The following is a 22,894-nucleotide window of genomic DNA, read 5'->3' as shown; positions in this document are numbered from 1 at the left end:
TTTTTGAAGCTCACCGTAGCTACGCTACTTGAATGTCGCTTAAAGAAAATTTAAACTCCACTCAAAAATGAAAACGATGTATAAATGAAGTGCGGCACACTTTCGTTGTGCAAACTATGTTAAAAATATTTATTTAAAATATTATTTAGACAATAAAAACTCCCCCGGTTTTACCGGGGGAGTTTGTTTTTAAATTTTACTGTACGCCAAGTATGTTTTTAGAGTCTGACGTAAGCGGTGTAAGCTGCTTACTTGTTTGGTTATAATTAAAGCGGTATATAATCCTCAAAGAATCTTTAACATCCGGGTTTGGCGGTACATTTGCTGATATTGAGTAGTTGTCATACCCGTCAGTATCAACTTGCTTGGAGGACCAATTTATTTGTTGTATAAGCGTGGGGTGTTTGGCGTTAATTGTAGCTTCCAGTGTAGAGCCGTTAGGTAAAGTATAGCTTTTTACTTCGTCTATAACAGGGTCAACGCTTGTGATGGGTAAAGGCAGCTGCTCTGTATTACCAAACTCGCCTTCAGGCATGGTTGTGGAGGGCTCATAAGGTATAGGGTCTACTATGGGCTGTTGCGCCGGGGCCGCGGGCTTTTTGCCAAGCAGGCCAAATGAATCCGGCAATATATTTGTGAAAACCAACCCTACGTAAGCAAGCGCAAGTAATATTAAACCAAAAACGGCAGGCAATATTTTTTTGGCGGTGCTTGGTTTAGGCGTGGTTTCTTCTAATGTGCCAAACTGGTCAATGCCGTCAATTCTTTCCGTATTTTCATTAGCCATTTCAGCTTGTTTGGCGGATGATATTAACGGGTTTGTTTTAATGTCGGCCGGTTTAACGCGTTTTAAAACAGGTGTGGCTATAGGCGCGTTAAGGTCAACCTCATTGTCTTCCAGGCTGGAGATAATGTCCTGTGATTCTGAAGAACCTTCTTCTTTCTTTTCTTTTTCTAAGCTGCTTGGCGGCACGAAGTCTGAAATAAGAGAGGTGGCCTCGTTAAGCTGAATTTCAGGCACTGTGTTCATTTTTGTTTGAAGCACAGTTTCATCTTTGGCGCCGTCTTTTACTGCCATTAAATCTTCAAACTCAACCACAGGTTCTTCTTTTTTAGGTTCCGGCTGTAAAAGCGGGGCTTTATATAATGAGTCTAAAGCGGACGCCACTACGGCAGAGTCTTCTTCCGCGTGCTGGGGCGGCTGGGTAAATGTTTTTGTAAGGTTAAGAGTGTCGTGTATTTCCTCAAGCTCGATAGGCTCAAGTTTTATAGGTTCTATAACGGGTTCTTCCGGTTTAAAGTCCGGTAAGGGCGCAGGGGTTTCGTGCGGTTGCAAAGTGTCGGGTTCCGCTTCCTGTACTGGCACAATTTCTTCAAGATTAAGTTCCTCTTTAGTGGCCAGGTCCGGGGTTTCGTTAAGGGGCGCTATGGCGTCCTGCGGGTTTACGATATCTACGGCTTCAGGTTCTATTTCTTTGCCCAGCTCAGGCATATCCGCCGAGCCAAAAGAATCTACAATATTCTCTTCGGCTTTTACTTCCGCGGCCTGCACTTCTTCCTGTGCGGCTTCTTTAACCGCCGCGTTATCAAGCACCGGCGCCATATCCATTTGCGGGGGGTATTGTCTTCCGCTATGGATTCTACCTTAGGTTTGTCTTCCTGCGGTTGCGAGGGGATAATTACGTCGCCATGTTTTTGGGTGTCAAGCTCTGTAATAGCTTTTTCAAAGGGGTCTTCTTCATGGCCGGCGTTTTGTAACGGTAAAGGTGCGGCGTAAGATGTTCTTTCGGAAAGGTTTTGCACTTCATTATTAAGTCTTTCAATTTGTTTGCTGAGCGCGGCAATCTGCTCAAGCAACGCTGCGTTAACCGCGGCTTGTGAAGCGTCTACCGTTGTTGTTTGCGCGGGACGTTTGGAAACGTCGCTCGCCGCTATATAAGTGGCTGTGCCGGTGCCTGTATCAAGGTGTCTTTCAGATACGGCGTCTGTGGTAGCGTCGGGAATATGGATAACTGAGCTTGCTTTAACCCATTCCTGTGACGCGCCTTCTTCTATCACCTCGGAACAGATTAAAGTGTCCGGAGTAAAGCCGTCCAATTGCGGAATTTGGCTTTCCTCATACGGCCCCATAACTTTATCATTTATATAAACCCAATATCTCATAGTTTTTTCCCTTTTTTAAATTTAGTTTGTATATACAAAATAGGATAGCAAATTTTCCGTAAATATCAAACCGTTTTTATGATTCAAAAATTGATGAAAGCGACTCAGCGGCCGCAGGCGGCGCGTTAAGATAATTTGCTTTAATCTGCGCGGCTGTTATTTTTGCTCTGTCCTTAGAGGGGATTTTGGTAAGAATTTCCGATATTTCTTCAAGCTCCGCGCCGTCTTGCAGCTGTTCAAATACAAAATTTGTTATCTCGCCGCTGGAGGTGCCGTTAAGCTGCGCTATAAGCGCCTCAAGCGCGTAAAGATGTTTTTCCTGGTCGGTCTTCCAAAATGAGTAGGGGGTTAAAGAGGAATCAAAAAACGCCATAATATCTTCCGGGCTTAATGTGCCAAGATATTTTTTAAGCACTTCCGGCGCAAGGCCTTCTGTAAGAGATTTTGCCTTAAGGTCGCGCCTGTAGGTGGCTTGGGTGGCGGCCTCGGCCTCTGTTATTTTACCAAGCAGCACCTTTGCGGCAAGGTCATTGTTTTCCGCAGGGCCGCTGCAGTAGTTAAGGTTACCAAGTATTGTGTTAAATTTTTCCAGCAGCTCTTCCACCTTGCTTTTACCGGCGAATTTCTTGGCTATATCATAGGTAAAACCTTCAAAACATTCATGCTTGGCAAGCGCTTTTCTAAAAATACTTCTGTCTTTAAATTTTTGCGCCCTTTTCATGGCTATGTCCAGGCTTTCCTGCGAGCCTTCCGTAAGTACGCCTATGGCAAGGCCAAGGTTTTCTTCTTTTATTTCTGAAAACGGCAGGCGTTTTAAAATAGCGTCCAGCGTGTAAATAACGTCGCGCGTGGTTTTTGTCCTCAGGTAGCGGCAGCCCAATACAAAAATATCATCCTCAGCCACCGCGTAAGGTATTTCTTTTGCCATTGCCGTAAAATTAACGGCGTCCTGCAAAGTAAGAAAACCGTTTAAAGTTTTCACCGTAAGAAAAGATGTTAAAGCCGGCTTATCAAAAATATTTTGCAGTTTTGCCAGAACATCGTCAAAGTCAGATTTAAAATGTTTGGCGCCGTAGGTGGCGTAGATAGACAGTAAGCGGTAACAGTCTTTAAGAGGTATTTTATATTTAAGAGTGTAAGCCTCTATGTCTTCTTTATTTTGTTTGGAATGGTCTTTGGCGTGCTTGGCGTCAAGCGCTTTTTGTTCCAGGCGGTTAACCGCTTCTAAGGCAAGCTCCTGTGATTCTTTTTCTTTATATCCTACGGCAGCTAAAGCCTCTGAAAACTCTTCGTCAAAATTAAAGACGGAGGCGGTGGACGCGTAAAAAGCCGTCAGTAAATCTCTTGTTTTATAAGGCAGGCCGAGCACACGCTGAAACTTGGCTATAGAGTCTTTATTTTTAATAATTCTAAGCGCTTTTGCGGCGGCGGGCACGGTAACTTTATCTAAAAGTATTTTAGCTACGTAGTCTTCACGTTCGGGTATGTTAAAAAGCAAATCTTCTTTAAGTTTATTAACTTCCTGCGCTAACTGTTTGGCGCTTTTTTTGTTGGCGTAGGCGTACGCAATCTTCTCCGCCACGTCGTCCTGCACTTTGGGCAGTGTGGCGGCGATGCATTGGTAAACGGCCTCCAACGAGTTTTGCGCGGCGGTTTGCGTGGGCATTAAGCGGCCTCCAGCGTTTTTACGCTTTGATCTATAGTCTGTTCTAAAAGCGAAACTATAGCGGCGTCTTTTACATAGGGCAAATTGATTTTCATGTTTTCCACACAGCATTTTAAACAGGCGTTAAGCATGTGTACGCCGCTGTTAAGGTCCGACATGATAATGGGGGAAATACCGCTTTTAATATTGTCAGAAAGTTTTAAAGTTTTTAATACTTCCAGCGCGCAGTTAACGGGGATTACGGCTATCTCTTTTAAAGCGGGGGCCATGGATATGGACGGGTCCGCCTTGGCGGCTTTTTTGGTGTCTAAATATTTTTTGTAGGCTACGCTGTCTTCCGACACTAAATTTTTAAATGTGCCCAGACATGCGTTCATTTCACCCAGTACGTTGTTAAGTGCGGGTTTAACGTCTTCCGGCGTGGCTTTTAGTTTAAGAGTGGTGGATATCGCCATCATGATAAGCGCACAGCCAAAAGCGCCCGCCGCCGCCGCGGCGCTGCCGCCGCCGGGCGTAGCGTTGCCTGATGCTAACGCGTCAATATACTGCTCTATACCTGCTTTCCATTCAAACTGTGACATAAGTTACTCCGTTTTACGGTATAACTACTAAAGAGCGGCCGTCTTTTTCAGGCGCGTGCGGGTCCAGTTTTTGCGCACCGTCAACTATAAAAATATATTTATATTCGCCTGGATAGATGATAAAGCTGGCCTGCCATACGCCGTTAATTTTTTTAAGCGGCTGCGGTTTGGCCATGGTAAACCCGCTGGATATGCGCACGTTTTTAGCGTCGTCAAAATATTTGAAGGTAACTTTTCTGGTTTTGCCTTTTGTAGGTTCTATAACAACGCTTTGCTTTTTTTCTACTTTAGGCTGCTCAGGTTCGGCGGGTTTGGGCGTGGTTTGGGGCGCTGGCTGCTGCGCGGGAATATCGTTTAAGGCTGATTGCGGTTTTGGTTCCGCTTTAGGTTCCGGCGTTGGTGTTAGCAGTTTGGGTTCCTGCGCGGGGGCCTGCGCTACGGCTGTGGCGGGCGGGTCGTCTGCGGGAACTTCTTTTACCGGTATATTGTCTTTGCCGGGCGTTGGCGCGGCAAATTTATTGGAAATAGACTGGTACGCTAAAAAGCCGAAAAATACCAAGGCTATTATGTCTACAAAAATAAGAAACAGCCAAAAGTCTTTTGACTTTTTTTTGTTTTCAAGTTTGGGTTCAACATTAAAATCTTCTTCAGACATAGCCCCTCCGACTCAAAATTAAAAATTAAAAAATATATCAAAAGCGGGCGATGGGAATCGAACCCACGTCTAAAGCTTGGGAAGCTCTCGTTCTACCATTGAACTACGCCCGCGTATAAAATCATTCTACAATATATTGGTGATTAAATGAATTAGGAGTTTTTTTAAACATAGTTCCGCTCTTTGAGAGCGGGATTCTTTTTTTATCGTCAAAAAGAATCCAAAACCCTCGCCCCGCTATTTTCGCGCAAGGTACTCTTAAGGGTTTTTGAATAACTCATAAAAAATTTTATTGTAGTACTGCGCCAATAATTTTTTATTCAAGCAGAATTCAAAAAATACCCTTAAAAACTTTATATTGCCGCTCATAAACTGCGGGGCAAAGAAGAAAACTAAAAGCTTGTTAGGAATTATATGACGGCGGCATTTATAGTAAGCTGCTACGCAGCGTGATAAATCCCTCAGCACTGCGTGCCACTCCACTACTAAAGGGAGATAAAAAATTATTTGGTGGTTACGCCTTGGTTTTTTAGAAATGCTATGGCGTCGGCTTTGGTTTTTACTTTGCCCTCAACCTGCGCTATGGCCACCGCTTCCAGCAGTTCGCCCACCAGCGGGCCGGGTTTAAGTTCTAAGGCTTTCATAATTTCTTTACCGTCTATTATTTTAGGCGGGTTGATTTTGGGCGCTTGTTCAAAATATTTTTTAAGCATAAAGTTAAGCACTTGCATATGGCGCAGCGTCTTGCTTACATTGCCGTGGTCTTTACTTTCGTCAATAGTCATAACGCGCTTGGTTGTAAGGGGGAGGATTTTGGCAAGTTCTTTATCCGTAACATAGCTGGCGTAGTCCGCCCAGCACAGCATCAGCATAGGCACGCCCGCGTCGCCCATATCACGGAAAAACTTGTAAATGCCGCGGTCTGTTAAAATATCATTGCTGGCTAAATTGCTTGGGCGCAGGTGTTCGCGTATCATGGCTGATATTAAGCGTATGTCAGCGGTGCTGTAGCGTAAGTTTTTTAAAATATCCTCAGCCATACGCGCGCCTATTTCCTCATGGAAAAAGAAGCGCAGCCTGCCGTCCACCATTTTGGCGGTGGCGGGTTTTGCAATGTCATGGAGCAGCGCAGTCACTTTATATATGGACGGGTGCTCTAAAAACGGTTGTAGTTTTTTATAGTATTTGGGGAAAATTATTTTTGGGTTATTTAGCAGTTCTTCCATACGGCGCACTACTTGCATGGTGTGCTTAAATACGCCGCCCTTGCCGTAGTAAACCTCGGCGCATTTGCGCTGGTCTTCCAGTAACGGAAAAAGCGCTGTAAGCAGGCCCAGCTTGTCCATGAGCTCTATGTATTTGAAAGAATCGGCGCAATTAAAAATCCTCACCAGTTCCTCACGGGTACGCTCGCCCGCGCTTTTGGTAATAAGCTTGGCGTGTTTTTTAATTTGCAAGGCGGTGGCGGGCGCTATTTTAAAGTTTAATTCCGCCGCTGTACGTACTGCGCGTAACGTCCTGATGGGATCGTCTTTAAAAACACTTTCTGAGTTGGAGCGTATTGTTTTGGCTTTTAAATCTTTTACGCCTTTTACAATATCCACCAGTTCAGCGGGTTTTAATTTTGTAATTTTTACGCTTGTTCTGCCGTCTTTTACTATTACCTTAATATCAAGCGGTTTTTGCACGGGGTAGGCAAGCGCGTTTACGGTAAAATCACGGCGTTTTAAATCATCTTCAAAGGTTTTGCCCTGGTATGCGGTAAGGTCAATTTGCAAATTTTCTTTACGGGTAATTACACGCCATACGCCAAACTCCGCGTCCATTTCGAATGCGGCGGCTTTTAGCTTTTTAGCAAGTGCCAGTGCGGCGGGTTTTACGGCTTCTTTAGGTAAGGCTATATCGATGTCGCCGCTTTGGCGTTTAAGCAAAGCGTCGCGCACGCAGCCGCCTACATAGTAGCCGTCTGTTATAACCTGCGCAATTATTTTAGCAATATTATTCATACATAGTTATTTGCTCTCCTCGCCCCACCGGGGGAGAGGAAGTTTTTTCGCGTCGTTTTTTTGCGAAGCAAAAATGCGAAAAAGCAGGTGAGGGGGAATGTGCTGTTATTAAATTAGTTTTCATTCGTTTTAGTCTTACTGCAACTTCCCCCTCACCCTGCCCTCTCCCCCAGTGGGGCGAGGGATATATACGGCTTTTTCTTTTGTTCTAATTTTTTAAAAGCATAGGCCGCTGCAATCTCTTTGCCCTGGGCCGCCAATTGGAGTGCATACGCAAGAGAATAACTCAGGAAAGAACGCTTGTTTTAATACTAACAATCCGCCTAGTAAAATAATAATAAATAAAACCGTAATTATTATTTTTTTCTTTTATTCTTCTTCAGCGGCCGGAGCAAGACGTGTTTTTAGTTTTTCTACGGCGTCTTTTCTAAGCTCGCGTTTTAATATTTTTCTAAGCGAGTTTTTGGGCAGTTCATCCATAAACTCTATGTCGCGCGGGCGTTTGTAGTTGTCCAGACCTTGCCTTAAATATTTTTTAAAGGCCGCTTCGTCAAATTCTATGCCTTTGGCTTTTACGGCGTACAGTTTAATAAACTCGCCGCCTCTGCCGTCCGGCACGCCGATAATGGCGCACTCTTCCAGGCCCGGGAATTCCATTATTTTTGCTTCCACCTGAGCGGAAAATACCTTAAGCCCTTTTATAATAATCATGTCTTTTTTACGGTCTTTAATAAATATAAAGCCTTCATCATCCACCAGGCCGATGTCGCCGCTTTTAAACCAGCCGTCTTTTGTAAAAGCTTCGGCCGTGCCTTGCGGGTTATTGTGGTATTTGTGAAATACGTTGGGGCCTTTTATACAAATTTCACCTTCGGTATTTCTAGGTAAATCTTTTTCGTCGTCATCTTTAATGGCTATTTTTACGCTTGGCAGCGCGGGGCCGACGGAACCTTTTTTATTTTTATTTTCAAGGTTAACGCTTACAACCGGGCTGCATTCTGTAAGGCCGTAGCCTTCTAAGAGTGTAATGCCGAGGTTCTTTTCAAAGTGGTCGTGCGACTCTTTGTTTAAAGGCGCTGCGCCGCTTATGCAAAAGCGTACTTTTCTAAACGCCCAGTATTGCATGTACAGCCTTTTAATGCCTCTGGCCTCTTTAGCAAGTACTGAAAATAACTGCGGTATGGCAATAAATATTGTCACCTTTTCCACGCCCATTAAGTGCAGCCATGTGCCCGGCGGGGTGATATTGGCGGAAATTACGGTTTTTAGGCCCAGGTAAAGCGGCAGCACAACGCATACCATCCACGCGAATGTGTGGAACATGGGTAACAGACAGATAAGCGCGTCTTCGCCGCCTATTTTAAAACTTTGCGCACAGGAAATAATGTTAGACGCCAGGTTGCCGTGTGTGATAACCGCGCCCTTAGGCGTGCCCGTTGTGCCGGAGGTGTAAAGAATAAAAGCGTCGTCGTCAAGTTTAACTTTTACGTTTAACACTTCGTCAATAACGCGGCTGGCCTCAATTTCCTGTATAAAATTTTTAACTTCCGGGTCTTCCTGGTAATTTTCCGGCAGGTTGGTGCAGAAAATGGTTTGCAAGGTTGGTGTAAGCTGTTTAACTTTTTGGTAAATTTTTAAAAAGTCCATTTGCGTTACAACCATTTTAGACTGCGAGTCTTCTAAAATAAATTTGATTTCCTCAATCTTGGAAATCATAAAGTTTATTGGTACAGCCACCGCGCCAATTTTGTATAAAGCGAACGAGGCTATGACAAACCAAATAGAGTTTTTATGTACTATGGCAACTTTGTCGCCTTTTCTTACGCCGTAAGACCAAAACATGTCGGCGCATTTATCTACCTGCATCTGCAGTTCGTGGTAAGTATATTTTTTGCCTTCAAAAACGGCGGCAATACGTTCGGGGTAGCGGTAGGCGGAGTCGGCCAGCGCAGTGTATAAATCTTTTCTTCTTATCATTTAATCCTCACAAATAAAATACAAGGGTGCATTGACGCTGTTTAAGCGCCTGCGTTGAGTCAATTTTGATAAATTTTACATTTTATTTTGCGTGCGGGTATAGCGTAAAGCTATATCCCAGCAAAAAAAATATAAAATTTATCAAAATTGACTCAACCCGTAGGGCCGCACTCCTTTTTTGTAAATTACCACTTTTTTATTCCTCAGATAGCCCACACTATCATCGTCGTAAAAAAGTGGTAATTTACGAAAAAATGATAGCGGCGCAGGTGCTTAAACAGCGTCAATGCACCCTAGTGCTTTAATACTTTTACTTATATTGGTTGCGTCAACTTATATTCTATAAAATTAGTGCTGCCTTGGGTCCAGTATGTCTCTAAAAGCGTCGCCAAGTAAATTCCACCCAAGCACAAACAGCAGCAGCGCCGTACCCGGTATTAATATAGTGTGCGCGTAGGCAAACGGGTTGGAGGATGAGCCCAAAATCCAATTACGCGCCATTGCAATTAACTGCCCCCAATCGGCCGTGCCCGGCGGCGAGCCTAAACCTAAAAAGCTTAGCGAGCTTGCCGTAAGCACAATATACCCAATATCTAAACTTGCCACAATTACGGACGGGTAAATAGAGTTGGGAATAATATGTTTAAAAAATATTCTTGGCCCGCTTGCGCCCATAGTTTTGGCCGCCAGCACGTACTCACGCTCTTTTACGCTGAGCACGTCGCCGCGTATTAAACGCGCGTAACTTGGCCACGCAACGGCGGTTAAAGCTATAATCATATTTTTAAGTTCGGGCCCCAGCATAGCCGCTATCACCATGGCCAGCACCAGGCTTGGTATGGCAAAAACAACGTCTGTCAGGCGCATGAGAACCTCGTCCACCCAGCCGCCGGCGTAGGCAGCGGTGCCGCCAACAATAATGCCTATTAACATGGCAAAAAATACTACCGTTATGCCAACCTTAAACGCCATGCGGCTGCCCCATACTATGGCGTAGAAAATATCATACTGCTGCTCCGTTGTGCCAAAAATATTTTGCGCGCTTGGCGCTACGGGCGCCACGCTGTAGCCGTGTTGGGGCAATTGGTAAGGGTCAAAACTTTGCGGCGGTGCTATGAACGGAGCAAACACAGCTATCAGTAAAAATACAGCCACTAGTGTAAGGCCAACCAACGCGCTTTTGCTTCTGCAAATTCTTTTAAAAATATTATTCATAGCGTATCCTCGGGTCGAACGCTGTGTAAAGCATGTCCGCTATTAAATTGCCTATTACAAATAAAAACGCCACCATGCAAGAAAACCCCAGTACGCCCGGTATGTCAAGCTGCTGGGCGCACGTTACGCCAAAGCGGCCTATGCCGGGGTAGGCGAAAATTGTTTCTATAATAACAGTGCCGCCAAGCAGGCGTACAAACTGTATGCTGGAAAGCGTGACAACGGGGATAATGGCGTTTTTGGCGGCGTGTTTAAAAACCACTTGGTTTTCGCTCAGGCCTTTGGCGCGGGCTGTGCGTATGTAGTCTTTGCCAAGTTCCTCAAGCATGGAGCTGCGCATAACGCGCATCATTAAAGCAAATGAGCCTGCGCATAAAGTAATTGCCGGTAAAAATAAATGCTTAAGCACATCAACAAAAACCTGAAAGTTACCGTTTAAAAGAGAGTCTAATAACAACAGCCCGGTGTATATTTTAAAGTTAGGCCCGTTAATAATAAGGTCAGAAGCAAAAGAATACCGTCCGGGCGCGAACCAGCCCAGCTTGCCGTAAAAAAACATCAGCAGTATAAGCCCCAGCACAAATATAGGCATGGAGAATGTGCCAACGCTAAACAGCCGTATAAGGTTGTCTTGCCACCGGTTCTTTTTAACAGCGCTTATTATACCCAGCCAAACGCCAAAAAATACTACCAAGATCATGGTAAAAAACGCCAGCTCAATAGTAGCGGGCAAATATTGTTTAAGCGCTTTAGCCACAGGCATGTTAGCGGTTTGCGAGTAGCCAAACTGGCCTTTGGCAATGCCGGCAATCCAGCGGCCGTATTGTTTAAAAACGGAATCGTTAAGCCCGTATTTTTCTATAACTTCGTCCAGCGAGCCCATTTGCCTGGGGTCTTCAATATACAGGCTGGCGCGGCGCACGGGGCTTAAAGTTTGCGTTAAGCAAAATAGTAAAAATGTTGCGCCAAGCATTACAAAAGGCAGCATTATAAGGCGGCGTAAAATAAATTTAACCATTGCTTGCTCCCGTAAAATTAATTTGCGGCGTGGCGGCCAGTAGCGTTTTGGTGTAGTCGCGTTTGGGGTTGTCTAAAATGTCGCAGGCCGGGCCTTCTTCTTCCACAATGCCTTTATTCATAACGGCTATACGGTCGCACAGAAACCTGGCGGCGTTAATATCGTGCGAGATAAATAAAACGCTTAAGTTAAACTTTTCTTTAATCTCTTTAAGCAGGTTAAGCACCTGCGCTTGAACTGATACGTCCAACGCGCTGGTAGGCTCGTCCGCTATAAGCAGTTTTGGGTTTAGCGCAAGCGCGCGGGCTATGGCCACGCGCTGCCTTTGTCCGCCCGAAAACTGGTGAGGATAACGGCCTAAATATTCTTGGCTGAGGCCTACGGAAGATAATAGTGAGATTAACTTTTCTTCCCTTTCCTGCTTGCCCAAAAACATTTTGTGTATATTATAAGGTTCTGAGATTAAGGCGCGTACCGTCATGCGCGGGTCCAGGCTGGAGTACGGGTCTTGAAATATGGCGGCGACACCTTTTTTAATTTCTTTAAGTTCGGCCTTGGGGGCGGCAAAAATATTTTTGTTATCTATATATACTTCACCTTTCGCCTCTTCCAGCCCCAGCACAATTTTGGCAAGTGTGGTTTTGCCGCAGCCGGACTCGCCCACCAAACCAAGCACGCTGCCTTGCTTAAGCGTTAAATTTACGCCGTGCAGTACGTCCGCTGTTTTTATTTTGCCAAACAGCAGTCCGGTTTTATAGTAAGACTTAGTTAAGTTTTTTATTTTTAAAATATCAGTCATTTTCACTCAAATAGCATCTGGTTTTTCTGCCGTTTAACGTAAAAACGGGCGGGTTGGACGCGGCGCATTTAGGCATGCGTTTTTTGCACCTTGGCTCAAACGGGCAGCCTGTAAAAACTTCGCCCGCTACAGGCGGTGCGCCCTCAATGGCGTGTAATCTGTTTTGTCCTGTTTTGGCCGGGACTGCGCTTTCTATAAGGCCAAGCGAGTACGGGTGCAGCGGCTTGGAAAATAGTTCGTTTGCTGTAGACTCCTCCGCGCTTTGCCCAGCGTAAAGTACAAGTACATTGCCGCCAAGTTCACTTACTAAAGCCAGGTTGTGGGTGATAAAGATTAAGGCCATGTTACGCTGCGTCTGTAAATTTTTAAGCAGAGTTATAATTTGCTTTTGTATGGTAACGTCCAGCGCGGTGGTAGGCTCGTCCGCTATTAAAATATCCGGCGCGCAGGCCAAGGCCATGGCTATCATAATACGCTGCCTTTGCCCGCCGGAAAATTCGTGCGGGTAGGAGTTGTATTTGGCGCCGCCGTCTTTTATTTCCACTTGCTCAAGTAAATCAATTACCTTGGACTCAACAGTTTTTTTATCAGCCTGGTTGTGGGCAAGCAGCGTTTCTGCAATTTGGTTGCCTATGGTAAGCACCGGGTTAAGGCTGGTCATAGGGTCCTGGAAAATCATGGCTATGCGCCGCCCGCGTATATCACGCATTTGTTTAGAGGAGAGTTTAAGCAGGTTTTTTCCCTCAAAAATTATTTCGCCCTCAACTTTGGCCGTGTCACCCAGCAGGCCAAGTATGCTAAGCGCGTGCACTGTTTTGCCTGAGCCGGACTCACCCACTACAGACAGGGTTTGCCCCGCGTAAAGGGTGTAGTTTAGCGCACTCAAAACTTTTGTTTTTTTGCCAAAAGAATTAAAGCTGACAGAGAGGTTTTTTATCTCCAAAGCGGGTTTTGTAGCACTTTCCATATAAAAATTATAGCAGATATGTATATATTGTATATACATTTGGGCGTTAAAATTTGTAAACTTCTAGTATGAGAAAATTTCTCCTTTTATTACCTTTATTGTTTATAGCCTGCGGCGAAAAGGGCTTGCCTGTTACAACAGTTACCCTGCCTGACGGCATAAAAATTAAGGCGGAAGTTGCTTCTACGCCGGAAGCTACAGAGCGCGGGCTTATGTATAGGGAAAGTTTGGATAAAGACAGAGGTATGCTGTTTGTTTTTGAAGAAGAAGACTATCACATTTTTTGGATGAAAAACACTTTTATAGATTTAGATATGGTGTTTATGAATAAAGACAAAGTAGTGCAGTGTGTTTACATTAATGTGCCCGCGTCTACCGCGTTTACACGCGCAGAAGACGTGGCGTTGGCCGACTGTGACGATACAATGTACGTGCTTGAAGTTGCGGCGGGCGTGGCGGCGGATATTTATTATGGACAAAGGCTGGAGTTTTAATGATTAAGAAAAATTTACTTTTCGCGCTTTTCGCTCTCACTTACGTAAGTGTGAGCGCCGGCGCGTGGGTAAATATGGAAAACACTGCCCGTGACCATTTAGTAAATCTTATAGCTATAGACACCTCTCAGCCCGATGGCAACGAAACCGACGCCGCCAGGTACATATATAAGGTGTTTAACGACCATAATATTGACTGGGAAATTTACCAGCCCGAGAAGAATAGAGCGTCAATTTCAGCCGTAATCAAAGGCAGCGACCCTGAGGCCAAGCCGCTTATGCTGTTAACGCATTTAGACACAGTAGCCGCCGGCGCGGGGTGGGAGCACCAGCCGCTTAAAGCCACCTTTGAAGACGGGCATATATACGGCCTGGGCACTACGGATGATAAAAACTTTACAGCCATTTACCTTACAATTTTTACCTGGCTTAAAAAAAATAACATTACGCCCAACCGGGATATTATATTTTTAGCCACTGCCGATGAAGAGGCGGGTAGTAATAAAGGTATTAAGTGGCTTATCAACAGTTCCTATTGGCAAAACATCAAGCCCGGTTACGCTCTTAACGAGGGCGGCAGCGTTATAATTGAGCAGGATCACAAGCCGCTTGTTTTTGTGGAAGCCGCCACCAAAATGTATATGGATATTAAAATAACCGCAAGCGCAAAAGGGGGGCATTCCTCTACGGCTACGGTTGAAAACAACGCTGTGTATAATTTGTCGCAGGCTCTCTCAAAAATAGAAAAAATGCAGCACAGTTACTCTCTTACCCCGTTTGTTAAAGAATTTTTTGTAAATATTTCCGGCACGCAGGATGAAGACGCCAAGACCACCATACAGATATTGCTGGGGGCTAATAAGGCCGAGGCCGCTATGGCGGCGGGTATAATATCGGACGATCCTTTCTTTAAAACCCAGCTGCAAGACACTATTACCCCCACGGTTTTATCTTCTGGCGTTGACGCTAATGTTAACCCGGAGGAGGCCGTGGCAATACTTAACTGCCGCCTGCTGCCCACCACGGACCCGCAGGCTTTTGTGGAAAAAATAAAAAAGATGTTTGAAGGCGATGAAAATATTTTTGTGGAAGTTGTGGAGGCGCCTAAAACGCCGTTTCCGCAGCCTTCTGACGGTACAGACGGCCTGTACGCCGCTATAAAAGAAGCGGCGAATACTGTTTTCCCAGAGTCTGTTACACTGCTTGGCATGACGCCCGCTTCCAGCGATAGCGAGTTTTTAAGAAGAGAAGGCGTGATAACCTACGGTATAGGCGCCCCGTCTGACCCGGACAGTACGGAGGGCCGCGGCCACGCGCCAAATGAGTTTATTAAAGAGGAATCTTTTTACAAGCAATTAAGGTTTTTTACAAACACGGTTTACAATTTTACTGTGGGTGACGGCAGCCTTGGCGGTTATTTAACAAAGGATAATCCTTCCGAAACAGAGATTGAGAACAAATAAAAAACGGCGGTTTTTATAAGCCGCCGTTTTTTATGTGCAAATTACATAGCGTATATTTTTGTGCTGCCTGATATAGTGGGGGTTGTTCCGTTGCCAAGACCAAGGCAGACCTTGTCCGCGTCGGTATCTTTGGTTGCCTGGCAGGTCATTTTACCGGTATTTTTATTTATTATTATTTTGTAATATTCGTTTTCGCTGAGCGTTCTTGTCGCTTCTACCGCGTTTCCTATTAATGTTATTGTACTGTAATCATTTGTAAGCGTGCTTCTGGGGTTTTCTGACGTGCCGGAATAAGTGCCTTCCAATTCAATATCTAAGTTGTTAAAGTCTGTGACGGACTTAGCAAGAATACTTATATTATTTCTAAATGAGTAACGTTCCATAGAGTTGTAAATATCTCTGGTAAGTTTTACAAGTTCAGTGGCTTTAGCCTTTTCAACGGTAAGTGTGTATTGCGGTATGGCTATAACGGCCAATATAGCCACTACGCATACTACTACTAATAATTCTATTAATGTAAATCCTTCCGCCTTCGCTGTGCTATGGCGCGATTTGTAATTTTTCATGAGTGCCCTCCTAAAATGCTACAATTAGAGTATATGAAAAAGATACTAAACTTACAATGTATAAATTGCGGTAAAGAATACAAAACAAGTGAAGCGGATTTTTTATGCGCGTCGTGCGGCGGCAATTTAGAAATAAATTATGACTATAAACTTATTTCCAAACGTTTTAAAGTCAGCCACATGGCCGATAACCACCAATACGATATGTGGCGTTATATGGACCTTTTACCTATTAATGACCACGACAAAGTGCCACACGTGCACGTGGGCGGCACGCCAATGTATGATAACAAAGAACTGGCGGATGAACTGGGTATAACCAAACTTTTAATTAAAGACGAGGGCCGCAACCCCACAGGGTCCATAAAAGATAGAGGCAGCGCGGTAGCCGTTGCCAGGGGTATAGAACTGGACGTGGACGTTATAGCGGACGCGTCTACCGGCAACGCCAGTGACTCTCTTGCCTGTTTAACGGCCTCACTGCCAATACAATCAGTAGTTTTTACCACCAAAGACGCGCCTTACCCAAAGCTTACGCAGCTGCTTGTTTATGGCGCTAAAGTTTATATGGTAGACGGTTCTTACGATGACGCTTTTGAACTTTGCAAAAAAGCTGTGGAAGAGTACGGCTGGTATTCCCGCGCGGCCGGGTTTAACCCGTTTACGCGCGAGGGTAAAAAAACCTGCGCCTTTGAAATATGCGAGCAACTTGATTGGGAAGCGCCCGATAAAGTTATAGTCGCCGTTGGCGACGGCACCGTTATAAGCGGCCTGTGGAAAGGTTTTGTAGACTTTCAAAAATTAGGCATTTTGGAAAAAATGCCCCAGATGATAGCTGTGCAGGCAGAAGGCAGCGCCGCCATAAAAGAAGCTTTTGAGAACTCCGCTGAAGTGCACTCTGTTAAAGCGCACACGGTGGCTGACAGTATTTTAGTTAACTATCCTAAAGACGCGCAGCTTGCAATTCAGGCGTTGCAAGAATCTAACGGTATGGCTATAACCGTGACGGATGAGGAAATTATTGCCGCCATACCGGAGCTTGCGCGCAAAGCAAATATTTTTGCCGAGCCCGCCGGCGCGGCTGTTTACGCCGGGCTTAAAAAACTGGTGGCGGATGGTAAAATAGAACAGGATGAGACGGTGGCCATAATAATTGGCGGTAACGGTTTAAAAGATACTTATACCATTACCAAAACCTTGTCTAAGCCGGAGATTATAAAACCTGATTTTGAGGCTTTTAAGTTAATAGCTAAGGAACAAGGGCTTATAAAGTAATTTTTAAAAAACGGGGGGCTTTTACAAGTCCCCTTTAGTATGTTAAAATTAATACAATTGTTATTTTAAAATTAAGAGAGAGTTATGGGAAAAAGAAGACTTGCAAGAGAATACGCTTTACAAACATTGTACTTTGTGGACACCGGCAAAATAAATAATGACGGTGTGTCCTCCTATAAAGAAGACTTTAGGGAAGCGCTGGACGCGGATTCTTACAGCTTTTGCGTTTCCATTATAGACGGCACTCTTAAAAATATTGAAGATTTAGACAAAATAATAACCAAGTACGCCAAAAACTGGTCTCTTGCACGCATGAGCGTGGTGGACCGCTCAATACTGCGCCTGGCCGCGTACGAACTTACCGTCAGCGAAGAGCGCACCCCCGTCGCCGCGGTTATTGACGAAGCCATAGAACTGGCCAAAAAATTCTCTACAGAAAACTCCAGCCGCTTTATAAATGGTCTTTTAGACCAAATAAAAAAAGAGCGTAAAAATGGACAAAACTAAAAGTGAAATTGATAAGTTAAAAGCTCTTATTAATTACCACAACAATCTTTACTACAACCAAGATAATCCGGAAATTTCAGACGCGCAGTATGACCAACTATACTCCCGCCTGAAAACGCTGGAAGCGCTTAACCCGGACCTTATTACCAAAGACTCGCCGACACAAAAAATTGGCGGCGTTGCCTCACGCACTTTTACCGCTGTTACGCATTTAACGCCGATGATGTCGCTGGATAACACCTACTCCGCTGAAGAAGTTTTGCGCTGGTACGAGCGCTGCCAAAAAAGTTTGGCGGCAGACACCTTTGATATGGTGGCGGAAGCTAAGATAGACGGCGTGTCATGCTCGCTTACTTATGATAACGGGCACCTTGTTATAGCGTCTACCCGCGGCGACGGTAAAGTTGGCGAAAACGTTACCGCTAATATTAAAACAATTAAAGATATTCCGCACACAATTCCGCTAAAAGAAAAAATAGAAATACGCGGCGAAATTTACATAGAAAAAAAAGATTTGGAACGCTTGAACGCCGAGCAGGAGGCCGAAGGTGAAAACCCTTTTGCCAATACACGTAACGCCGCCGCCGGTTCCATCAGGCAAAAAGACAGCGCGGTTACCGCGCGCAGGCCGCTTAAATTTTTTGCCCACTCTTTTGGCTTTGGCGATATTAAAGTTGGCAGTTTTTCAGAGTTTATTGATTTGTGCAGGTCTTGGGGTTTTGGCATTTCCCCGCAGAGAATTAAGACGGCCATAATACAAGATGTTTTAGATTTTTATAATAACTTTGACGCCGCCCGCCACAGCATACCTTTTGACGTAGACGGCGTGGTAGTAAAAGTAGACAGTTTTGCGCTGCAGCGTGTGCTTGGCATAACGGCCAAAAGCCCCCGCTGGGCAATAGCGTTTAAGTACCCGGCCCCGCAAGCGCAAACGGTGCTTAACAAAATCATATTTTCAGTAGGCAGAACAGGCGTAATTACGCCTGTGGCGCAGCTTGACCCTGTGCACGTTGCTGGTGTTGTAATATCAAACGCCACCTTACATAATTTTGACGAAATAGACCGCCTTGGCGTTAGCGAGGGCGACACCGTTATTATTGAGCGCGCCGGCGAGGTTATACCCAAGGTTGTCAGCGTTGTTAAAAAGGGCAACGGGCAGCCCGTTAAACTGCCTACAAACTGCCCGTCGTGCGGTTCAATACTTTACAAAGATGAGGAAGAGGTTGCGCTGCGCTGCATTAACCCCGCCTGCCCCGCGCAGCTGCGCGGGCACTTGCTGCACTTTGCCTCGCGCGGCGCTATGGATATAGACGGTTTTGGCGACGCTGTGGTAGACCAGGTGCTTGAAAAGGGCTACGTAAAAGATTTTGCGGATATTTACAATTTAACGCTGATGCATCTTATGACGTTGGAACTTTTTAAAGAAAAAAAGGCGGGTAATTTGCTTGCCGCTATAGAGTCCGGCAAGTCACGCCCGTTAAGCCGTTTGTTATATGCGCTTGGCATTAGGCATGTCGGGCAAAAAACGGCCGAAATTATAGCAAACCATTTTGGTAATATGGACGCTGTTTTATCGGCGGAATTGGAAGATTTGCAAAAAATTAACGAGGTCGGCCCCATAGTCGGCCAAAGTATTTTTGATTTTATGCAAAGCGCCAAGGCCAAGGCGGAAATTGAACGCCTTAGAACCGCCGGGGTCAATTTTATACAACCGCAGACCGAGCAGGCGGGCAGTTCTTTAGCCGGCAAAACTTTTGTGTTTACCGGGGAACTTACCGTGCCCAGGACAGAGGCCGAGGCCATGGCAAAATCATACGGCGCAAAAGTGTCAGGTTCGGTATCATCCAAAACCTCTTACGTGGTTGCGGGGGCGGACGCCGGCAGCAAACTTGCCAAAGCGCAAAAATTGGGCGTAACCGTTCTTACGGAAGAAGAATTCCGTGCCATGCTTAAATAGTTATAACAATTTTATCCACAAATAAAAACTGTAGGGGCGGAGCTTGTCTCCGCCCTTTTAATGTGTTTAATATCCGCCTGCTAAACTGGGTAACGGCGGGCGGAGGCAGGCCCCGCCCCTACAGTTTGTATAAACGCACTAAAAACATAAAAAATAACGCCATATAAAATATTCCACAATCAGGTAATAATTAGTAGAATTATATATATGGCAATAATATTCATACAAATTTCTATTTTATTTTTATCTGTTGTTCTGCATGAAATCGCGCACGGTTACACTGCGTACCGCCGCGGCGATGACACCGCTTACCTGATGGGCCGCTTAACTTTAAACCCCGTCAGCCATGTCGATATTTTTGGCACTATAGTTATGCCCGTTTTGTGCTATATATCTGGCTTGCCTATGTTTGGCTGGGCCAAACCTGTGCCAGTTAACACCACCCGCCTGCACCGCCCCCGCCATGACATGGGTGTGGTAGCGGCCGCCGGCCCGCTTACCAACATAAGTATAGCCTTGGTTTTGGCTATAGTTTTAAAAATTTCTTTTCACATCGACCCATCTTTAATTTTTACCGTAAACGAGACCAACCCCAACTTAATAGGCCAGACGGCGTATATGAGCATAATGACATACGGCGTGCTTATCAATATTCTGCTTGCCGTGTTTAACATGATACCCGTGCTGCCGCTTGACGGCGGGCGCGTGCTCAGCGCTATACTGCCCATAAATATGTCTGACAAATACGCGCAGTTTGAGCGTTACGGGCTTATGGTTATAATGGCTTTTGTTGTTTTTGGCGGCGGCAGGTTGTTGTCGCCGGTGGTAAATTTTGCGTACAGCGCTTTAATTTATTTAATTATCGGAGTAAGAGTATGAGCGAAGTTAAAACAAACAATATTGTAGTTTCCGGCATGAGGCCCACGGGGCGTTTACACCTGGGCAATTATCACGGTGCGCTTAAAAACTGGGTTGAGCTGCAGGATAAATATAAATGTTATTTTTTTGTGGCGGATTTACATTCTTTAACCACGGCCTATGACAGAACGGAGAACATAGCCGAGAACAGTTTTAACATGGTGGTAGACTGGCTGACGGCGGGGCTGGACCCTAAAAAATGCACGCTGTTTGTGCAGTCGCACGTGCCGCAAATAAGTGAACTCAGCCTGATACTTGGCATGATAACGCCTATGGGTTGGCTGCTTCGTAACCCGTCTTACAAAGAGCAGCTTATGGAAATTTTTAAGAAAAAGTACGCGGGTCAAGAAAGCAATGTAAGTGTGGAGCGTTCTGAACAGCGTGAGGACGGCAAACTTGTTATGGCGCAAAAAGTTACGCTTGCCGGCGGCCTTAGCGACTTGTCTGAACAAGAACTTTCAGAACTTTCTTCATACGGTTTTCTTGGTTACCCCGTGCTTATGGCTACGGATATTTTAGTGCATAAAGCGGCTTTGGTGCCCGTAGGGCAGGACCAAACCGCGCACGTGGAAATAGCGCGTGATATCGTACGCAGATTTGCAGACACTTACCATACGGATATTTTAATTGAACCTAAACCTTTATTTACAAAAGTTTCAAAGGTGCCGGGGCTTGACGGGCGCAAAATGTCCAAGTCATACAACAACACTATTGAGCTGGGCGAAGACGTAGAGTCTGTACGTAAAAAAGTTATGTCTATGTTTACCGACCCCAATAAAAAACGCGCAAATGACCCGGGTAACCCAGACGACTGTGTGGTATACGCCTTTCACAAAATTTACAACCCCAACTATGAGGCCAGACACGCGGAGTGTAAAGCCGGCGCGCTTGGCTGCGTGGCGTGTAAAAAACAGCTTTTTGAACTTATGGAGCCTGAACTAAAAGGTTTTAACGAGCGCCGCCAAATATTCGCGGCCGACAGGGGCGTAATAGAAGCCATTATAAAAAACGAGGCGAAGGAAGCGCAAAAATCCGCCCAGGCAACCTTGGACGAAGTTAAAAAGGTTATGAGGATTATATGATAAAGGAATCCGTAATAAATATTCAGACCGACGTCTTTGAAGGGCCTATGGACCTTTTGCTGCACCTTATCAAAAAAGACAATTTGAATATTTATGACATCAACATCTCAGACATTACCAAGCAGTACCTGGAATATCTTGAGATTATGAAAAGCCTTAACCTTGAAATAGCCGGGGACTTTCTTGTAATGGCCACCACGCTTATGCAGATAAAGGCAAAACAGCTTTTGCCCTCACAGGCGCCTACCACTGAGGAAGACGGCCCCAACCCGACGCAGGACCTTATTAACAAAATTGTTGAGTATCAAAAGTTTAAAGAAGCCGGCAAATACCTTGACGGCCGTTTTGAGGAATTTAAAGATAACTTTTACCGCAGCGCACCCATTTTTGACAGCGGGGAGCGCGTGCTTAATTTGCAAATGTTTGACCTGCTGGCGGCTGTTAAAAGAGCGTTTGATAAATTGGACGAAAAGCAGCACATGGACATGCTGCAGGTGGAAGAGTTTCCCATTGAAAAAAAGATGGATAAAATAGCGCACATGCTTGGCGCGCGCCCGTGGGTGCTGCTGGACGATATTTTTGCCGGCGAAACAAAAAAACGCGGCATAATAACATGTTTTTTAGCCATGCTTGAGCTTATGAAAATAAGAAAGATTTTAGCCCGGCAAGACGAGAAAAACGGTGAAATACGCCTTTATTTAAACCCTGAAAATAAAAACGTTGATTATAAAGATTTATTCAAAGCGCAGGAGAGTAACGATGGAAACCAGTAACGAAACAGAACTGTTAAAAAGCGAAGACGCTAAAAAAATAATAGAAAATTTACTTTTTATTACCGACCGCCCTTTAACGGCTAAAAGAATAGCCGAAGTTGTGGAAGGCATTAACGCGGGCGACGCGGTGGACGCCGTTACCGCTTTGCAAAAAGAATACGCTGACAGCGGGCGCAGCATACAAATAGTAGAAATAGGCGGCGGGTTCCAAATGTCAACCAAGCCCGAATACGGCCGCTGGGTAAGAAAACTTTATAACGAAAAAATGACGGCCAAACTTTCCAACGCAGCTTTAGAAACGCTGGCTATAATCGCCTACAAACAGCCCGTTACCCGCGCAGAGGTGGAGGCTATAAGAGGCGTGGACATAGGCGGCCCGCTTGAAAAAATTTTAGAACGCGGCCTTGTGCGCATACTTGGTAAACGTGATACAATAGGCAAGCCTATGGTTTACGGCACTACGGACGAATTTTTAAGACTGTTCGGCCTTAACAAAGTTACTGATTTGCCGGACATCGATATTTTTGCCGCCAAAACTGCGCCTGTGGACGAGCAGGGCAACTTGCCTTTTGAAGACAGTTCCAGCGCCGCCATTATCCCGCTGGATGAGGACGATGAGATTACTTTTGAAACGCAGGAAGTTTTTGTAAAAACAGACGCTGAGGGCGGCGTGGAAGAAGTATTAATATCCACCGAAACAGAAACAATTGCCGCCGCAAACACTGACGAAGACGCCGCGGATGAAGAAGAGCAGGAAGAAGAAACGGAAGAAACTGCTGTAAGCGAAACAGAAGAGATAAAATAAAATCAGG

At 45.2% G+C, this 22,894-nt stretch carries 21 protein-coding genes and 1 tRNA gene; 9 read left to right on the top strand and 13 right to left on the bottom strand.

The window, feature by feature from the left end; translation table 11 throughout:
- Positions 1 to 196: 196 nt before the first annotated feature.
- The 12 genes from AAIR98_RS08790 to AAIR98_RS08735 all read right to left on the bottom strand — a co-directional run bounded on the left by AAIR98_RS08790 (position 197) and on the right by AAIR98_RS08735 (position 13,047).
- Positions 197 to 1,609 carry a hypothetical protein gene (locus AAIR98_RS08790; protein WP_423971820.1) on the bottom strand — a complete coding sequence of 471 codons (1,413 nt, stop codon included), beginning with the start codon at positions 1,607 to 1,609 and terminating at the stop codon, positions 197 to 199.
- A complete protein-coding gene (locus tag AAIR98_RS08785) occupies positions 1,534 to 2,163 on the bottom strand; it encodes a hypothetical protein (protein WP_423971819.1) in 630 nt (209 codons plus the stop codon). The genes AAIR98_RS08790 and AAIR98_RS08785 overlap by 76 nt, the downstream gene beginning before the upstream one ends.
- A 76-nt stretch (positions 2,164 to 2,239) precedes the next feature.
- The gene (locus tag AAIR98_RS08780; RefSeq protein WP_423971818.1) at positions 2,240 to 3,829 is read right to left on the bottom strand and encodes a hypothetical protein; all 1,590 of its coding nucleotides are present in this window, start codon (positions 3,827 to 3,829) and stop codon (positions 2,240 to 2,242) included.
- A complete protein-coding gene (locus tag AAIR98_RS08775; protein ID WP_423971817.1) occupies positions 3,829 to 4,410 on the bottom strand; it encodes a cyclodeaminase/cyclohydrolase family protein in 582 nt (193 codons plus the stop codon). The genes AAIR98_RS08780 and AAIR98_RS08775 overlap by 1 nt, the downstream gene beginning before the upstream one ends.
- 13 nt (positions 4,411 to 4,423) lie before the next feature.
- On the bottom strand, positions 4,424 to 5,065 hold the full coding sequence (locus AAIR98_RS08770; protein WP_423971816.1) for an early set domain-containing protein: 642 nt from the start codon (positions 5,063 to 5,065) through the stop codon (positions 4,424 to 4,426).
- Positions 5,066 to 5,107: 42 nt separating this feature from the next.
- Positions 5,108 to 5,178: transfer RNA gene (locus AAIR98_RS08765), tRNA-Gly, on the bottom strand.
- A 390-nt stretch (positions 5,179 to 5,568) separates the two neighbouring features.
- Positions 5,569 to 7,071, bottom strand: a complete 1,503-nt coding sequence (locus tag AAIR98_RS08760) for a CCA tRNA nucleotidyltransferase (protein WP_423971815.1) — start codon at positions 7,069 to 7,071, stop codon at positions 5,569 to 5,571.
- A gap of 369 nt (positions 7,072 to 7,440) precedes the next feature.
- Positions 7,441 to 9,048: an AMP-binding protein gene (locus tag AAIR98_RS08755; protein WP_423971814.1), complete on the bottom strand. Its 1,608-nt coding sequence runs from the start codon at positions 9,046 to 9,048 to the stop codon at positions 7,441 to 7,443.
- 348 nt (positions 9,049 to 9,396) lie between these two features.
- Positions 9,397 to 10,263 carry an ABC transporter permease gene (locus AAIR98_RS08750; RefSeq protein WP_423971813.1) on the bottom strand — a complete coding sequence of 289 codons (867 nt, stop codon included), beginning with the start codon at positions 10,261 to 10,263 and terminating at the stop codon, positions 9,397 to 9,399.
- Positions 10,256 to 11,281 carry an ABC transporter permease gene (locus tag AAIR98_RS08745; RefSeq protein WP_423971812.1) on the bottom strand — a complete coding sequence of 342 codons (1,026 nt, stop codon included), beginning with the start codon at positions 11,279 to 11,281 and terminating at the stop codon, positions 10,256 to 10,258. The genes AAIR98_RS08750 and AAIR98_RS08745 overlap by 8 nt, the downstream gene beginning before the upstream one ends.
- Positions 11,274 to 12,080, bottom strand: coding sequence for an ABC transporter ATP-binding protein (locus tag AAIR98_RS08740; RefSeq protein WP_423971811.1), 807 nt, complete (start codon positions 12,078 to 12,080; stop codon positions 11,274 to 11,276). The genes AAIR98_RS08745 and AAIR98_RS08740 overlap by 8 nt, the downstream gene beginning before the upstream one ends.
- On the bottom strand, positions 12,073 to 13,047 hold the full coding sequence (locus tag AAIR98_RS08735) for an ABC transporter ATP-binding protein (protein ID WP_423971810.1): 975 nt from the start codon (positions 13,045 to 13,047) through the stop codon (positions 12,073 to 12,075). The genes AAIR98_RS08740 and AAIR98_RS08735 overlap by 8 nt, the downstream gene beginning before the upstream one ends.
- Positions 13,048 to 13,115: 68 nt before the next feature.
- On the opposite strand from AAIR98_RS08735, the gene AAIR98_RS08730 reads away from it, so the two are divergent.
- Complete coding sequence (locus AAIR98_RS08730; RefSeq protein ID WP_423971809.1) at positions 13,116 to 13,541, top strand: DUF192 domain-containing protein; 426 nt, start codon at positions 13,116 to 13,118, stop codon at positions 13,539 to 13,541.
- The gene (locus tag AAIR98_RS08725; protein ID WP_423971808.1) at positions 13,541 to 15,004 is read left to right on the top strand and encodes a M20/M25/M40 family metallo-hydrolase; all 1,464 of its coding nucleotides are present in this window, start codon (positions 13,541 to 13,543) and stop codon (positions 15,002 to 15,004) included. The genes AAIR98_RS08730 and AAIR98_RS08725 overlap by 1 nt, the downstream gene beginning before the upstream one ends.
- A 41-nt stretch (positions 15,005 to 15,045) precedes the next feature.
- On the opposite strand, the gene AAIR98_RS08720 is transcribed toward AAIR98_RS08725, so the two are convergent.
- A complete protein-coding gene (locus AAIR98_RS08720; protein ID WP_423971807.1) occupies positions 15,046 to 15,570 on the bottom strand; it encodes a type IV pilin protein in 525 nt (174 codons plus the stop codon).
- Positions 15,571 to 15,603: 33 nt separating this feature from the next.
- On the opposite strand from AAIR98_RS08720, the gene AAIR98_RS08715 reads away from it, so the two are divergent.
- The 7 genes from AAIR98_RS08715 (at position 15,604) to scpB (ending at position 22,887) form a co-directional block, all read left to right on the top strand.
- The gene (locus AAIR98_RS08715; protein ID WP_423971806.1) at positions 15,604 to 16,845 is read left to right on the top strand and encodes a threonine synthase; all 1,242 of its coding nucleotides are present in this window, start codon (positions 15,604 to 15,606) and stop codon (positions 16,843 to 16,845) included.
- A gap of 84 nt (positions 16,846 to 16,929) precedes the next feature.
- The gene (nusB, locus tag AAIR98_RS08710) at positions 16,930 to 17,352 is read left to right on the top strand and encodes a transcription antitermination factor NusB (protein ID WP_423971805.1); all 423 of its coding nucleotides are present in this window, start codon (positions 16,930 to 16,932) and stop codon (positions 17,350 to 17,352) included.
- On the top strand, positions 17,339 to 19,309 hold the full coding sequence (ligA, locus tag AAIR98_RS08705) for an NAD-dependent DNA ligase LigA (RefSeq protein WP_423971804.1): 1,971 nt from the start codon (positions 17,339 to 17,341) through the stop codon (positions 19,307 to 19,309). The genes nusB and ligA overlap by 14 nt, the downstream gene beginning before the upstream one ends.
- Before the next feature lie 207 nt (positions 19,310 to 19,516).
- Positions 19,517 to 20,188 (top strand): site-2 protease family protein, encoded by a 672-nt coding sequence (locus AAIR98_RS08700; RefSeq protein WP_423971803.1) that lies wholly within the window; start codon positions 19,517 to 19,519, stop codon positions 20,186 to 20,188.
- Positions 20,185 to 21,309, top strand: coding sequence for a tryptophan--tRNA ligase (gene trpS, locus AAIR98_RS08695; protein ID WP_423971802.1), 1,125 nt, complete (start codon positions 20,185 to 20,187; stop codon positions 21,307 to 21,309). Before AAIR98_RS08700 ends, trpS begins: the two co-directional genes overlap by 4 nt.
- Positions 21,306 to 22,082 (top strand): segregation and condensation protein A, encoded by a 777-nt coding sequence (locus tag AAIR98_RS08690; protein ID WP_423971801.1) that lies wholly within the window; start codon positions 21,306 to 21,308, stop codon positions 22,080 to 22,082. Before trpS ends, AAIR98_RS08690 begins: the two co-directional genes overlap by 4 nt.
- Positions 22,069 to 22,887: an SMC-Scp complex subunit ScpB gene (scpB, locus tag AAIR98_RS08685; protein WP_423971800.1), complete on the top strand. Its 819-nt coding sequence runs from the start codon at positions 22,069 to 22,071 to the stop codon at positions 22,885 to 22,887. The genes AAIR98_RS08690 and scpB overlap by 14 nt, the downstream gene beginning before the upstream one ends.
- The last annotated feature ends 7 nt before the right edge of the window (positions 22,888 to 22,894 follow it).

Source organism: Elusimicrobium simillimum, assembly GCF_049639735.1.
Classification (GTDB): domain Bacteria; phylum Elusimicrobiota; class Elusimicrobia; order Elusimicrobiales; family Elusimicrobiaceae; genus Elusimicrobium; species Elusimicrobium simillimum.
This window is presented reverse-complemented; position numbering and strand designations above follow the sequence as displayed.